The organism is uncultured Porticoccus sp. (assembly GCF_913061305.1).
Taxonomy (GTDB): domain Bacteria; phylum Pseudomonadota; class Gammaproteobacteria; order Pseudomonadales; family Porticoccaceae; genus Porticoccus.
The window spans coordinates 30,522-44,349 of the sequence record NZ_CAJXST010000003.1 but is presented as its reverse complement, the minus strand read 5'-3'; the positions used below and the strand labels follow the sequence as shown (position 1 = coordinate 44,349).

The window sequence follows — 13,828 nt, the reverse complement described above, 5'->3', positions numbered from 1 at the left end:
TGAGGCGATGCTGGAACGTTATCCAGCAATAAACAGGTTGAAATGCACAGGCAAAAGCGCAAGCATACCGACCAACAAAAATGAACGCGTCAAGCACTCATCAATACCATGGAGTCACACATGAAAATAATTCCACAGATCCTTGCCCTGTTGGCACTGGCTTCCCTGCAGGTCCACGCCAGTTCAGACAGCGAACCTGTTTCCCAGGAAGCTTCCAAAGAAGCCAAAATCAATTGGCAGTCCCCCGAGGAAATCAGCACCCTGATCGAATACAAGATGGATCCGGTGAACGGTGAAATCACCTACGGACCAAACTTTGCCCTCTCGGAAAAAAAGCTGTCCGAGAATTTTTCCGAGATTTACCTGGTGCGCGCTGTCGACCTTGAAGGTGAGGACCAGTACATCCTCTACGTCACAGCTCAGTACAACGATGAGGGCTGGCGCTCCTATAGCAAGGCAACCACCAAGGATGGCGAGCTTCGCCTGGTCCCCATGTCGAAAGATGAAAATGTCTGCGAGGCAGCCAATTGCCGCTACGAAGAGAGAATCGCCCTGCCAATCTCATTTATCAATTTCTTTGATAGCGCCAATATGGGAATGGATCTCACCATCACAGGCAATCGCACTTACCAAATCAAACTGCCCAGCAGCTACTTCAAGGCAATCCTGAATGCCGCACCCGATGACGAGGTCTATGAGAATCTCCCGAAAGGCCAGAAAATTTGATGTAATACTGACTCAAATATTATAAAAAAGGGGCTGTACGCCCCTTTTTTATGCCTATTGCTGTTTGAATGACGCTACCTGCTTCCCCAGATTTTCACCACGGCCCCATCGCTGCCTAGCAAAGCGACCACAAGACAAACAGTGCCCGCAACCAAAAAGCCTATTACAGGAATCAGCCCCCCGATCACTGCTGCTGCAATCACGAAATAGAGAGATACGCCGGTCAGCAGCAAAAAAAGAATGCCCACAAAAAGCAGAATTTTTCGATTCAGTGGACGATAGCCCTGGGCCGGCGCATCGCGCTCGAAAATACGCAGGATAGGCCAGAAGATTTTTCGAAACACCGTTTTCATAAAACAACCTGTTCAGAGTTGATAACAACTTTCCAGTTTCGGCAAACCACTGCCGCCTCTACGCCAGCTAATAGAGTTCCGTGCTAATAGAGCTTCATTAATAAAGTCGCGTGGTATCACCACCGTCCACTGGCAATACAGCGCCGTTCACAAAACTTGCCGCATCAGAGCAAAGCCAGGCAGTGGCTTCGCCCAACCCGGAAGTTGCGCCGGTGACAATCACGACTTTTTCGGCAAAGGTCTTCATCAATATTCTCTACTGTGTGTTCACTTCATCCATTGGCAGATGGCTTATTTTTTATCTGGTTCTGCCCTTTTGACGCAGTCTACCCGTCGGCCCACCCACCGGCAAAGACAATTGGCAGCACTGCTCACCCGGCAAAATCTGCTGAACAGCTGATATTCACCCTGATTCGGCCGGGTCAGAAGGGCCGATAAAGTAAACAGCGCCAACTGTCTGTTCTATACTGGCATCATGAAACTTTTGTCATGTTGCACGAGTTACCTCCCTCGCAGCTGTCTGCTAATTTGCCTTTTGCTCTTCTCTTCTGTCCTCCGGGCAGACATCTGGGTGATCGATGTCGACGGCGCCATTGGGCCAGCGACGGCTGACCATATGGAACGGTCTCTGGACAAGGCCATCACAGCCGAGGCCAGCCTGATCGTGCTGCGCATTGATACGCCGGGTGGCCTGGATATGGCCATGCGGGAGATGATCAAGGTCATCCTGGCTTCCCCTCTGCCAATTGTCGGCTATGTGTCCCCGAGTGGGGCCAGGGCCGCCAGCGCTGGCACCTACCTGTTGTATGCCACACACTTGGCCGCCATGGCACCCGGCACCAATCTCGGTGCAGCAACGCCTGTTCAGCTCGGCGGTGGATCACCGGGGTTGCCCAACATGCCGGGTAGCGATGACGCCAAAGATGGCAAAGCTGAGGGAGAAAGCAAGGGAGAAGCAGCTGCCCCGCCGGGCGATGCCATGGAGCGAAAGGTGGTAAATGATGCCGTGGCCTATATCCGTAGCCTGGCACAATTGCGAAACCGCAACGGCGACTGGGCGGAACGTGCAGTGCGGGAAGGAGTCAGTCTCTCGGCAAACGATGCCCTTGAACAGGGTGTTATCGAACTGGTTGCAGACTCCATGGAAAACCTGCTGACGCAACTGGATGGCCGCCAGGTCGCGTTGGCAAAAAAATCCGTGACACTGTCCACTGACGGGGAAACCATCCACTATCAGCCGGTGGACTGGCGCAGCGAATTTCTGGCAGTTATCACCAACCCCAATATTGCCTACATCCTGCTCATGGTCGGTATCTATGGCCTGATTATCGAATTCTACAACCCGGGTATTGGCCTGGCGGGTATTGTCGGGGCAGCCAGCCTGCTGGTTGCCATGTATGCCCTGCAAATGCTGCCAATCAGCTACGCAGGGATGGGCTTGATCCTGCTGGGCATCGCCCTGATGACCGCAGAGGCCTTTGCCCCCAGCTTCGGTCTCATGGGTATCAGTGGAGCGATCACCTTTTTGACCGGCTCGGTCATGCTGATGGACACCAATTTGCCCGCCTACCAGATTGCCCTGCCGATGATCATTGCATTGACAGTCTTCAGTATCGGCCTATTGGTGTTTGCCCTGAGCATGCTGGTTAAGGCGCGACACCGCAAAGTGGTCACAGGCACGGAGCATCTGATCGGCACCATGGCAACGGTGGGACGGGTCGATGGTGCAAGCGCCTGGGTTTGGCTCGAGGGAGAACTCTGGCATACCCGGTCAGAATCACCCCTGCAATTGAATGAACAGGTACGGGTAACGGCAATTGACGGGCTGACCGCCGTGGTCAGCAAACCCACTGAAGGAGACTACTGATGTTCGAGATGCAAACATTTTTTGGGATACTGCTGGTATTGGTGGTCGTATTACTGGCCTCCATGTTCCGTATTTTGCGAGAATATGAACGCGGCGTAGTGTTTATGCTGGGCCGCTTCTACAAGGTGAAGGGCCCCGGTCTTGTCATCATCATCCCGGTGCTGCAACAAATGGTACGGGTGGATTTACGCACCCTGGTCATGGATGTGCCCACCCAGGACGTTATCTCCAGGGATAATGTCTCTGTCCAGGTCAATGCGGTTATTTATTTTCGGGTCATGGACCCCGAGCGCGCCATCATCCAGGTGGAAAATTACCTTGAAGCCACCAGTCAACTCTCGCAGACCACCCTTCGCTCGGTGCTGGGGCAGCACGAGCTCGATGATATGCTGGCCGAGCGCGACCGCCTCAATGCCGACGTGCAGACCATTCTCGACAAACAGACCGAGGCCTGGGGTGTCAAAGTGGCCAATGTGGAAATCAAGCATGTGGACCTGAACGAATCCATGATCCGCGCCATCGCCAAGCAGGCGGAAGCCGAGAGAGAGCGTCGCGCTAAAGTCATTCACGCCATGGGTGAGGCCGAAGCGGCAGAAAAACTCGCAGAGGCAGCAAAGATACTGGCCACAGAGGAATCCGCCATTCAATTGCGCTACCTGCAAACCCTGGTGGAAATTGCCGGGGACAAGAGTTCCACCATTGTGTTTCCGCTGCCCGTCGACATCATGAAGAAATTTACCTCCTGAGGCTGGCAATCAACCAACATTCCGTCGATAGCCAGGATGATGTTGGGGCCAACCGATGACATGGTGGAATGGCCCTTGTAATGTCATGGCCGGAGCGTACGCCGGCAGAGAGAAACCACCGTGCCAGCACAAGACATCGATGTATTGATTATCGGGGCCGGACTGTCCGGTATCGGCATGGCTTGTCATCTGGCCCGGCAGTTGCCAGCCAAACGCATCATGCTTCTGGAGCGCCGCGATGCGATTGGCGGCACCTGGGATCTGTTTCGCTATCCCGGCGTGCGCTCCGACTCCGACATGTTCACCATGGGCTATGATTTTCAGCCATGGATGAAGCCAAAAATCCTCGCCGAGGGCTCACTGATCCGCGATTACATCAGGCGGACGGCCGAGCAATACGGGGTTGATCAATACATCCACTTTGGCCTGAAAGTCACCGCTGCCGACTGGTCCAGCAGCCGATCTCAGTGGACGGTCACGGCGCTCAATGAAACCACCGGTGACATCGCAACCTACCGCTGCCATTTCCTGATCAGTTGCGCCGGTTACTACAACTACGATGCTGGCTATTCACCGGAATTTCCCGGCATCGAGTCTTTCAAGGGGCAGTGTATCCATCCCCAATTCTGGCCTGAATCCTTAAATTATCGTGACAAAAAAGTGGTGATTATCGGCAGCGGAGCCACCGCAGCCACAATCGTGCCAGCAATGGCTCGAGAGGTCACCCAGATCACTCTGTTGCAGCGGTCACCGAGCTACTATCTCAGCACCCCCCGCTACGACAATCTGATCAAGCTGCTCGAAAAAATACTTCCACGGCAGTGGCTCTACCACATCCTGCGCTCTGCCAACATTTTCCTGCAGCGCCTGCTGTACAAAAGCGCCCTGCGTTGGCCTGGGAAAATGCGTAAATACCTGCTGTGGAAAGTCAAAAAGTCGATTGGTCAAGATGCCGACATGCGTCACTTCACGCCGCATTATCCACCCTGGCAGGAACGACTTTGCGTGGTGCCCGGTGGGGACCTGTTCAAAGCCATCAAATCCGGTAAAGCCCGCATAATAACCGATCAGATAGACCACTTTACCGAGCGGGGTATTCAACTCAAATCCGGACAGGCACTGGATGCAGATATTGTGATTAAGGCTACCGGCCTACAGTTACAGACCTTTGGCGGCATGGCCCTGAGTATCGACAACAGGGCAATACCGGCAAACAGGCTGCTGAGCTATAAATCTGTGCTCGTGCAAAATTTGCCCAACATGGGCTTTATCCTCGGCTATACCAACGCGTCCTGGACACTCAAATCTGATATCGCGTCCCGCTATATCTGTCGCTTGCTTCAACACATGGACAGTAACAACATCGCCGCTGTCACGCCCCGCGCACCCGACAACGAAGCAACCGAAGAGAATGTCATGAGCATACTGAGTTCGGGCTATATTCTACGGGGTAAAGATCAGCTCCCGCGCCAGGGCAGACATGCTCCGTGGCGAGTGTCTCATGCTCTGGAAGCTGACCGGACCATGTTGCTCAGCGAGCCGATTGATGATGAATTGCTGGAGTTTACCGCCAGATGAGTACCACACACGCCCACAAACCCGTTAAGGTGATTCGTCAATGAATCCTATCTTTGGCTTTCTGCTCGCGAGCTTTGCCGTAGTTATTGTCTGGGTCACGTTGAACCGGGTATTTCCCCGGCAGGCGGCAAAAGCTGTGATTGGTCTTGAACAATGGCGTTCCTGTCTCAACAGCAAAATAGCCACTGTTCCAGGTGCTACCATGCCCTACCTGGAGGGAGGTTGTGGTGAGCCGTTGGTACTGATTCACGGCTTTGGCGGTGACAAGGACAACTTCACCCGTATTGCTCGTTTTCTCACCCCCCATTACCACCTGATCATCCCGGACCTGCCGGGCTTTGGTGATGCCAGCCGCGACCCGGAGGCCAGCTATCAGGTCACCGATCAGGCGAAAAGCCTGTGCGAGTTTTTGAATGTGCTTGGTCTCAAGCGCGTTCACCTGGGGGGCAACTCCATGGGCGGCTTTATTGCGTGCCAATTTGCCGCTGAACAACCCGAACGGGTTGCCAGCCTGTGGCTTTTGAATGCTGCCGGCACCACCCCCGCCTACGAGTCGGACCTGCTGAAACGTTATCTCGCCACTGGCGAACTGCCCATGCTGTTGCGCACGGCCAGTGACTTCAATCAGCTAATGCAGATGACAACCAGGCACCCTCCCTTTCTGCCCTATTCCCTGAAATACACACTGGCCCAACGAAGCGCCGCCGATTACGTCTTGCACAGCGAGATCATGCGGCAATTCATCGCATCGCCCATGCTGGAAACACAGTTCAACACCATCAACACACCCACTCTGATTGTCTGGGGCGACGAAGATCAAGTCCTGCACCCTGCCGGGGCTGCGGCCCTGCAATCCCTGCTGCCGGACAGCGAGGTTCAGATGATGGCCGACATTGGTCATCTGCCCATGCTGGAAGCACCCCGTCGGACTGCCCGGGATTACATTCGCTATCGCAACGGGCTCTCGGCCGAAAACAATAAATAGAGAGAATTAGAGAAACAGATAAAGGGCAGAATACTTAAGCCATAAATAAGCCGTCTCGGAAAGGCTGTTTGCCTCTGCAATGGCCTAAGCAGGCTGTCGTCCAGCCATGAGGCCAGCAGTACCACCGCAACGGGGGTTGCCTCCCAAAACCCGGTCTACAAATGCATCGATCTGATATTGTCGACGTTTCACATCAGGACAGCAAAAGAATCGCAGGTGCTCAGCCGCTAGTCATCACAAACTGCCGGGCAGTGCTTACCACCCTTGTTCGCCGGGTTGCAAGGGCCGCCCTTTCCCGCATAGCAGGCACCACCCAAACCTTTATAGGCCGGACCACCGAGGCCATCGTATCTGGCGCCGCCGTAGCCTTTGTAAGCTGGACCGCCCAGCCCCTCGTAGCGAGCGCCGCCTTTACCGGTGTAACAGGGCCCACCGATGCCGGCGTTGGCCGGCCCGCCGGGACCGGCATAAGCCGGGCCGCCTTTACCCGCATAGCAGGGTCCGCCCGGTTTTTTGGAACCTTCGCAATCACAAATATCGTTGGCCAGCGCACTGTAAGGTGTGAACGCTACAACGAGGAACAGAATGGTCCATTTCATCATGATGCTTTCCCAGTTAGATCATTGGCGATGTTGTCTTTGGGTGAATAGAGCTTATCACTAAAGCGGCTGCTCGTTTACTCCCAGCCGCTTAATCAGCCAACTGAAATTGCCACGATCCAGACCCGACTCCCGCGCGGCCCGGGACTGATTGCCATCACAGCGGCGCAATGCCTCACTGACCAGACGTCGCTGGAAATGCGCTGTGGCATCCCGCAGGCTCGGCGAGCTGACTGCATCTGGACTTGAGTCGGTTTCTGGTTGCGACACAAGCTCTCTACCCAAATTTATGAGCACCTCATGCAGAACCCCATAATGGGCAAAAGGAGTGCCTGTAACCCTTATTGAGGAGCTTGGTATTAGTGGCAGCTTGCTGACGCGCTGCGTACGTGGAGCAGCTGCATGAAACGCCGTCTGTCTACCCTGTAACACCCACCATCCAAATAAATTTGAAATCTACAAAAAAATCATCTACTTCTATTTAAGGAGGATAAATATAATAAATAGTTATAAAAAACTGTATGCAATGGCAGAATCAATTAACAAACGAACAGTAGTCCGTTCGACGTAGCAGTATGCAACCAGAGCATGGAATCTCTATAAATGAAATTATTAGGAAGCATAAAGACTCGACTATTGTTGCCTTTAGTAGCAGTAATTCTCTTGTTGTCAGGCCTGGCAACATACAACGCCGTTACTGCCAGAGCCCTGAAAACCCAACAAACCCAGATGACCGCCCTCCACCTGGCAAGGCACATCGCGATCAATCAGGCTCAACATATAGAAAGCACCCGCCAGTTACTGATGCTATTGGAAAAATTCGCAGGCGAAAAGTTGACTGCAGGTGGATATTCCTGTGATCAAGCACTCGCCGAAACCCGACTGAACTATACCCAGTATGCCAATATCGGCGTGATTGCTCTCGATGGCAGGGTATTGTGTAGTGCCCTCCCTTTCCGTGAAGGTGTCAGACTCAATAAGCGAAAATATTTCCAACGCACACTGGATAGCCATGGATTCGCCGTAGGCGAATACCAAATTGGACTGATCACTGGACGCAGCAGCCTCAATGCCGGTTATCCATTGCTAGATAAATCTGGCAATATTGAGGCTGTCATCTTCGCAGCCCTGGATCTTGGCTGGGTGAGTCAAAGCCTGTCGAGGATACCGCTGCCCAAAGACACCATCACCACAATTGTTGCTGGAGATGGCACTATCCTGGCCCGGTATCCTGACGATGGTTTGACCGGCAAACCCTTTGGCCGAGGTTACAATTTACCCCCCTTATCCGGGACAGAGGAATCGACGGGAGATTTCACCGATGCCGACGGCGATGTTCGCTTATTCGCATCAGCACGTATGCTGGACTGGTACGGTGAATCATCCCGCGTTATCGTCAGCATATCTGACGATGTCGCCTATGGCGTAACCAACGCACTCTTCATCAGGCAAATCATCGGGCTTCTGATCATCTCATTTCTGGCGGCAGGCTTTGCCTGGTTTTGGGCAAAACGCCTCATCCTTAGCCCCATCGAATCACTGACGTCTGCAAGCCGCGAGCTCAGCAGCGGCAACCTTAAAGCCCGTGTCGGGCTTAACTCCCCGGTAAGGGAAATGGCCCAGCTGGCCAATAGCTTTGATGGCATGGCGGACTCACTGGAAGAGAGATACCACAAGATTGAACAGCAGGACACGGAACTACTGCAGACAAACCGTGCTTTGCAGACCCTGAGTGCCGGCAACCGCACATTGCTCAGAGCTATTGATGAACAGAAGCTACTTGAAGAAATGTGCCATACCGCCGTGGACATTGGCGGTTATCGGCTCGCCTGGGTCGGATATGCCCAAAAGGACAAGACTATTCTCCCTATGGCTCAGACGGGATTGATCACTAACTTTCCTCAAGAATTACCGCTCTCCTGGGACGAAACCATAGCAGGCAGAACATCCGCCGGGCTCAGTATCAGAAGCGCAAAAGCTGTCGTCGCCAGAAAGTTGCAGGACCACCCAACTGACAGTCTGTGGATGGAATTTTTCCAGCAGCTCGGCCTTCACTCCAGTATCTCGCTGCCACTCGTGGTAAATAGCCAGGTGATCGGTGTATTCACCATTTATTCCGAGAAAAAAGAGGCCTTTGACACAAGGGAACAGGCCATTCTGGAGGAAATGTCCCAGGATCTGGCATTTGGTATTCAAACACTGCGTACACGTATCAAAAAGGAAGAAGCGGAACAGCGTATCCACCACCTGGCTTATCACGACCCCCTCACTGATTTACCCAATTACAGACAGCTTGATGCCTGGCTGACAACCTACATTGAAAGTTCGCATAGCGAAAATCCCCGACTGGCTTTAGTCAATATCGGCCTTGACCGACTGCGAGATATTAACGTTTCCCTGGGATTCAAGATTGGCAACCAGATACTCAAAAAGGCAGCGGCCGAAATCAGTCAGATGTTATCTGCAGACGAGAAAATGGCTCGCCTGCAAATTGATGAAATTGCCGTATTCATCCCCAACGCAGGCGCTCAGGAAGCAGAGGCTCGAACAGAGGAAATTATTGCTGCAATCAATGGGCGGCGCCATCTGCTGGATGGATTAACATTGACCATCTGTGCCAGAGCCGGCATTGTTCTCTATCCAGAGCATGGACTAACGGCGGCCGAACTGATACAGCAGGCGGGGGTCGCCCTGCAACTGGCCAGGGACAATAAGGATGACTACGCTCTTTATTCAACCAGGGAAGACAAAGATAGAAAGTACTTACTGGGACTTGCCGGCAAGCTCCATCACGCGTTGGAGCACGAAAAACTGGAGCTTTTCTACCAGCCCAAAATCTGCATGAACTCCAACCGCATCCTTGGCTTCGAGGCACTGGCCAGATGGAACCATCCTGACAATGGCATGATTTCCCCGGATGTGTTTATCAAAGTTGCTGAAAATACAGGAATGATCCACAGGCTCAGCCGCTGGGCTCTGGAAAGGGTGCTCGGTCAACTATCCAGCTGGGCTCAGCTGGACATTCACTTGCCAGTGGCGGTTAACCTCTCTCCTCAGGATCTTCACGATAATGAATTAATCGGGTTTATCGAAGAAACGGTAGCACACTATCAACTGGCACCGGACCTGTTAGAAATTGAAATCACTGAAAATGCCATTATGACAGACCCAGAAAACGCCCTGCTGCAACTGACCAGACTCCGTGCTATGGGCATCGCGCTTTATATCGACGATTTTGGCACAGGTTTCTCCTCCCTGGCATCACTTAAAAAACTACCCTTCGATGCCATCAAAATCGACAAATCCTTTGTGATGGATATGCTAAAAGATGCGGACGCCGGCATCATCGTGCACTCCACCATAGCACTTGCCCATGAGTTGAACTTGTCTGTGGTTGCTGAAGGTGTTGAAACTGAGGAAATATGGACCGAGCTTAAAAAGCTGGGCTGCGATACCGCCCAAGGATATTTCATAGCCAAACCCATGCCTGTAACTGCGGTTGAAGAGTGGCTCCACGAATCCATTTGGGTGGAATAATGCCGAATACTGAAAAACAAGGCTAACAAGAAACTGGGATAGGTTTAACCTGACCCTACTTATCAGGCTAACAAGAAACTGGGATAGGTTTAACCTGACCCTACTTATCTAACCTGACCCTACTTGTCTACTGGTACATCACCCTCCAGCCAGCACTTTCAGCTCAGCGCGAACACCACGAGAGAGATTCCAGGTTGTAGTCGCCTTTCCAGCACGAGCCTGCCATCGCAGTATATTTCCTCGGGCCAAAACCCTTTATACAGGCCTGTTATCGTGCGCTCAATGAGATGAAAATGGCGAATATCGGCTTCTCGAGCACCACTCAGGACACTATCTACTCAAAAAGAATTCGACCGGAACCACAAATTCCAGCGCTTCACCCTGCATTTCCGCTGGCGGTTTGGGTAGGGGTTGAGCGCGGTCGATCAGTGCCAGTGTTTCCTCATCCAGCAACGGATACCCTGCACTTTGTTCGATACTTTTCGCCAGCACCTTGCCCTCACGATCCATGGTAAAGCGTAGATAAGCGATGCCTTCCTGTCTGTAACGGCGGGCTCGAGCCGGGTAGCGCTTGGCCTCGTTAAGCTTCAGCATCAGGCTGTTCTGCCAGGTGGGAATGGCATTCGAGTTAACGGCGGGTACAGACACGCCCTGATTTGGCGCAGCAGCTTCCGGGTCCTCACGAGGCGCGTCGGGTACTGCACTGGCGGTGCTGGATGGTTTCTCTTCGGGTGGTGCCTCTTCCGGTTCTTCTGGAGGTGACGGCTCTATTGGCGTTTCTTGTATTTCAGGTTTTGACTCAGGCACAGGCTTTACCGGCACCTCCGGTTTAACCACCGGCGGGGCAGGCGGGATTTCCGGTTCCGGCAGTGGCTCGGGTTGCGGTTCAGGTTCAGGCGGTGTCGCTTCGGCCAGCTCCGGACCAGGCGCCTGCTCTGCCGGTGTGGGGGGTGCAACGGGCACAGGGGCCAGCTCCACCACCATGGCAGCGGGCGGCGGCGTATTGGGACCGGATAATTCTTCCGGAATCAGCCACCAGGCCAAGGGGGCACCATAAATGATCAAGACAATCAGTAGAGACGTTAACCAGCGAAAAGCATCCTTCTCTGGCTGGGCCGGCTGACTGTCAAGTTCGGGAGCGAGGACCGCGACATCCGGCGGACTCAGTCTTCCGGCCTCCTCGACCAGTACCAGCCGAGGTTTGCGCGCGAGGTTGCCTTTCACTGCCCAGCTCCCGCCACGCCTTCCAATCCGACCAGTGCCACTTTCAGGTAGCCGGCTTCCCTCAACCGGTTCATGGCCTGCATCAGTGTCTCGTACTCCACGGACTTGTCGGCGCGGAGGAAGATTCGTTGCCCTGTGTCGCCATTCGACGCAGTTTCCAGTGCAGCGGACAGTTTCTCCAACGTCACATCATCGTTGCCCAGTGCAAGGCTGTTATCCGCCTTGATAGTCAGGTACAGAGGGCTATCGGGCTTAGGTTGAGCCTCGGCGGTAGAAGCGGGCAGATCCACGTTCACATCCACGGTAGCCAGAGGCGCTGCCACCATGAAGATAATCAACAGCACCAGCATCACATCGATAAAAGGCGTCACATTAATTTCATGGTTTTCCACCAGTTCGTCGTCGTGTTGGATTTTGGCGCCCATGGATCAGCCCTCCTCCACTGCTTTCAGACCGGCCACTGAATGACGGCTGAGATCACGGGACACCAGCCGCAGAATCGCGGCGGAGGTATCCCCAACCATTGCCTTATAGGCAGCAATCTGACGAGCAAAGTGGTTGTAGATCACTACAGCGGGGATAGCGGCGACCAACCCCAGTGCCGTAGCCAGCAGTGCCTCGGCAATACCGGGCGCGACGACGGCCAAGTTGGTGGTCTGAGCCTTGGAGATACCGATGAAACTGTTCATGATTCCCCAAACAGTACCGAACAGTCCCACGAAGGGTGCGGTGGCACCGATCGTGGCAAGAATGCTGGTGCCCCGGGTAATCTTTCGGCCACTGGCGGCTTCCAGACGTTCCAGGTTGGACGCGACGCGCTCCTTCACCCCTTCCGCATCCGCCAGGTGGCCAGCGGACAGATGGAGCTCTTTGGTAGCAGCACTGATGAGCTCGGTGCTGCCTTTGCCTTCAACAAGTTTTTCGTGAGCAGACTTCAGACTCTCCGCCTCAGACACAACCAACAAGGTTTGGCGCTGCCGTTTCACCAGCACACGCAGCTCACGCGTCTTGGCCACCAGCACCGTCCAGGTAGCGATGGAGGCCAGAGCCAAGCCAATCATCACAGCTTTAACTACCCAGTCCGCCTGCATAAACATGCCCCAGGCGCTCAGGTCGCTGGGCAACACGGCCACACCTGATTTTCTCTGTATCGCAATATCCGGGGTATTGGTAGTTTCAGTGCCTTTTGGTACCACGGACAGCCCTTCTGCCACCTCGCCATACCTAACCACATCGGCAGACAAAACACCGTCCGCTTCACTGACAACGAGCCTGGCTTCGCCAGGTTGCGACTCCACCGGTTTCGCGAGCTGTGCCGTGGCTGCAAGGGAACACAACAGGCAGACCAGGGCAAAACCCTGCCGCATCCAACCACGAAAAATCATGGGCCGTTCCCTTTGATTTCCTGTGAGGGGACAGAGGGGTCGCGAATAATTTTATCTGCCAAATTCAGATAAGCACTGCCTTTGATTCTCGCGATATCTGTTGCAGCTCGCTCAGAGGCGACATGTACTTTCTCCAGTGTCTCCGCCAACCCATCAAGGTCTGACCGAATTTTGTTCAAGGCATTTTCCAGGGTGTAGGTCAGCTCGTGTATCTGGGCCATATCCCTGGACGTTATCTCCTCCTTCTTCAGGATAGCCGCGAGTTCCTTGTTATATTCCGTAAAGTTAGTGAGTGCAGCCTCCAGTGTTTCGGCAGGTTTCCCCCGGAAGTGATCTGGCCTTTCCGAGGCCAGTGCCGACCCAAAAGGACCGAGGATAAATAACATTCCCACAATAAATACGGGCAAATTTTTCACGATCATGGTGATTCTCCTGTTGAATAAAAAGGAATAAAAATTGAATGAAAAAGCGTTAAAACAGCACATAAAAACCTGTCAATATTGGGCCCACGGCAACGCAGGCTAATGACGCAGGAACAAGCCAGCGAGGTCGATAGGTAATTAGAGCGATGACCAGCAAGGTTACTGCTGACAGCATGCCAAAAAATGAAACCAGGCCAGGGCCCCAGCCCCGGGCACTAACCACGATGGCTATTGAAAGCGCCAATAATGACCACCCCATCCACTTCTGACCCGGCCGCCATATCCGGTAATTCAGGTTACCGATCTGTCGGGCATGAGACTTCATGGCATGAGACTTCATGGATAGACACAGGGATCCCATGCCGCCAAAGCCCAACACCCATTCTGTCAAGCTTGATAACATCGA

At 53.6% G+C, this 13,828-nt stretch carries 15 protein-coding genes; 6 read left to right on the top strand and 9 right to left on the bottom strand.

The genetic code is table 11. The annotated features are described in order from the left end of the window. Positions 1–120: 120 nt before the first annotated feature. The gene (locus QZ516_RS04000; protein WP_297186552.1) at positions 121–726 is read left to right on the top strand and encodes a hypothetical protein; all 606 of its coding nucleotides are present in this window, start codon (positions 121–123) and stop codon (positions 724–726) included. Positions 727–800: 74 nt separating this feature from the next. Here the strand turns inward: QZ516_RS04000 and QZ516_RS03995 are convergent, their stop codons facing one another. Beyond that, positions 801–1,079, bottom strand: coding sequence for a hypothetical protein (locus tag QZ516_RS03995; protein ID WP_297186550.1), 279 nt, complete (start codon positions 1,077–1,079; stop codon positions 801–803). Between the two features lie 97 nt (positions 1,080–1,176). Continuing rightward, a complete protein-coding gene (locus QZ516_RS03990) occupies positions 1,177–1,326 on the bottom strand; it encodes an SDR family oxidoreductase (RefSeq protein ID WP_297186547.1) in 150 nt (49 codons plus the stop codon). Between the two features lie 324 nt (positions 1,327–1,650). On the opposite strand from QZ516_RS03990, the gene QZ516_RS03985 reads away from it, so the two are divergent. The 4 genes from QZ516_RS03985 (at position 1,651) to QZ516_RS03970 (ending at position 6,255) form a co-directional block, all read left to right on the top strand. Continuing rightward, positions 1,651–2,946, top strand: coding sequence for a nodulation protein NfeD (locus tag QZ516_RS03985; protein ID WP_297186541.1), 1,296 nt, complete (start codon positions 1,651–1,653; stop codon positions 2,944–2,946). Beyond that, the gene (locus QZ516_RS03980) at positions 2,946–3,692 is read left to right on the top strand and encodes a slipin family protein (RefSeq protein ID WP_297186538.1); all 747 of its coding nucleotides are present in this window, start codon (positions 2,946–2,948) and stop codon (positions 3,690–3,692) included. The genes QZ516_RS03985 and QZ516_RS03980 overlap by 1 nt, the downstream gene beginning before the upstream one ends. Before the next feature lie 120 nt (positions 3,693–3,812). Further along, positions 3,813–5,270 carry an NAD(P)/FAD-dependent oxidoreductase gene (locus tag QZ516_RS03975; RefSeq protein ID WP_297186537.1) on the top strand — a complete coding sequence of 486 codons (1,458 nt, stop codon included), beginning with the start codon at positions 3,813–3,815 and terminating at the stop codon, positions 5,268–5,270. A 40-nt stretch (positions 5,271–5,310) separates the two neighbouring features. After that, the gene (locus QZ516_RS03970) at positions 5,311–6,255 is read left to right on the top strand and encodes an alpha/beta hydrolase (RefSeq protein WP_297186535.1); all 945 of its coding nucleotides are present in this window, start codon (positions 5,311–5,313) and stop codon (positions 6,253–6,255) included. Between the two features lie 227 nt (positions 6,256–6,482). Here QZ516_RS03970 and QZ516_RS03965 read toward each other — a convergent pair whose 3' ends face one another. Together QZ516_RS03965 and QZ516_RS03960 are read right to left on the bottom strand one after the other, a co-directional pair. Next, a complete protein-coding gene (locus tag QZ516_RS03965; protein WP_297186533.1) occupies positions 6,483–6,857 on the bottom strand; it encodes a hypothetical protein in 375 nt (124 codons plus the stop codon). 57 nt (positions 6,858–6,914) lie between these two features. Beyond that, positions 6,915–7,124 carry a helix-turn-helix domain-containing protein gene (locus QZ516_RS03960; RefSeq protein ID WP_297186530.1) on the bottom strand — a complete coding sequence of 70 codons (210 nt, stop codon included), beginning with the start codon at positions 7,122–7,124 and terminating at the stop codon, positions 6,915–6,917. Between the two features lie 333 nt (positions 7,125–7,457). On the opposite strand from QZ516_RS03960, the gene QZ516_RS03955 reads away from it, so the two are divergent. Continuing rightward, the gene (locus QZ516_RS03955) at positions 7,458–10,391 is read left to right on the top strand and encodes an EAL domain-containing protein (protein WP_297186527.1); all 2,934 of its coding nucleotides are present in this window, start codon (positions 7,458–7,460) and stop codon (positions 10,389–10,391) included. 330 nt (positions 10,392–10,721) lie between these two features. Here the strand turns inward: QZ516_RS03955 and QZ516_RS03950 are convergent, their stop codons facing one another. From QZ516_RS03950 to QZ516_RS12740, 5 genes are read right to left on the bottom strand one after another with little or no spacing between them, the layout of a single operon-like run. Continuing rightward, the gene (locus QZ516_RS03950) at positions 10,722–11,615 is read right to left on the bottom strand and encodes an energy transducer TonB (RefSeq protein WP_297186524.1); all 894 of its coding nucleotides are present in this window, start codon (positions 11,613–11,615) and stop codon (positions 10,722–10,724) included. Then, positions 11,612–12,040 carry a TonB system transport protein ExbD gene (gene exbD / locus QZ516_RS03945; RefSeq protein ID WP_297186522.1) on the bottom strand — a complete coding sequence of 143 codons (429 nt, stop codon included), beginning with the start codon at positions 12,038–12,040 and terminating at the stop codon, positions 11,612–11,614. The genes QZ516_RS03950 and exbD overlap by 4 nt, the downstream gene beginning before the upstream one ends. Before the next feature lie 3 nt (positions 12,041–12,043). Beyond that, a complete protein-coding gene (gene exbB, locus QZ516_RS03940; RefSeq protein ID WP_297186519.1) occupies positions 12,044–13,000 on the bottom strand; it encodes a tonB-system energizer ExbB in 957 nt (318 codons plus the stop codon). Then, on the bottom strand, positions 12,997–13,422 hold the full coding sequence (locus tag QZ516_RS03935; protein ID WP_297186516.1) for a DUF6746 family protein: 426 nt from the start codon (positions 13,420–13,422) through the stop codon (positions 12,997–12,999). The genes exbB and QZ516_RS03935 overlap by 4 nt, the downstream gene beginning before the upstream one ends. Before the next feature lie 49 nt (positions 13,423–13,471). Next, the gene (locus QZ516_RS12740) at positions 13,472–13,825 is read right to left on the bottom strand and encodes a DUF3325 domain-containing protein (protein WP_365332992.1); all 354 of its coding nucleotides are present in this window, start codon (positions 13,823–13,825) and stop codon (positions 13,472–13,474) included. Positions 13,826–13,828: the final 3 nt, after the last annotated feature.